Below are 759 nucleotides of genomic sequence, written 5' to 3'. Positions count from 1 at the left end.
GAATGAATGATTGAAAGCAATAAACAAATCTATCAACCAATAATGAACGGAAGCAATATGGAAAACGAGAAAACACCCCTTTATGTCGCCTTTTCCACCCAAAAGGGCGGGGTCGGCAAAACCACCTTTACCGTGCTGGCGGCGAGTTACCTATACTACCTCAAAGGCTACGATGTGGCGGTGGTCGATTGCGACTACCCGCAACACTCCATTGCCGGGATGCGAAAGCGGGATGCCGAGCAGGTCGGGGCGGATGAAGATTACAAGCGAATGGCGTATGAGCAGTTCACCCGGCTGGGGAAGAAAGCCTACCCGGTATTGTGCAGTTCACCTGAAAAGGCGATTGCAACGGCTGACGAACATATAGCCGCCGGACACGTGCCGGATATAGTGTTTTTCGACCTGCCCGGCACGGTGAACAGCGAGGGCGTGATAAACTCCCTTGCGGGCATGGACTACATTTTCACCCCCATTTCAGCCGACAAGGTGGTGCTGGAAAGCAGCCTGTCGTTCGCAATGGCTATCCAAAAGCTATTGGTGAGGAATGAAGCCTGCCGACTTGCCGGGCTGTACCTCTTTTGGAACATGGTGGACGGTAGGGAGAAAACAGACCTTTACACCGCCTACGACAAGACCATTAAGGAACTGGAACTGCCGCTGATGAAAACCTTTATCCCCGATACCAAACGCTACAAAAAGGAACTGGTGGCGGATAAAAAGGCGGTGTTCCGCTCCACGCTCTTTCCCGCCAGCCGCCCG

Annotated in this window: 1 protein-coding gene; it reads left to right on the top strand. The window is 53.0% G+C overall.

The window, feature by feature from the left end:
• Nucleotides 1-42: 42 nt before the first annotated feature.
• Nucleotides 43-759: ParA family protein (locus H8S64_RS22230; protein WP_186978738.1), on the top strand; the 717-nt coding region annotated here is incomplete at its 3' end.

The sequence above is a fragment of the Butyricimonas hominis genome (assembly GCF_014287455.1).
In the GTDB taxonomy this organism is placed as follows: Bacteria; Bacteroidota; Bacteroidia; order Bacteroidales; family Marinifilaceae; genus Butyricimonas; species Butyricimonas muris.
Note: the sequence above shows the minus strand (reverse complement) of the source record. Positions and strands in the feature narration are given on the sequence as shown.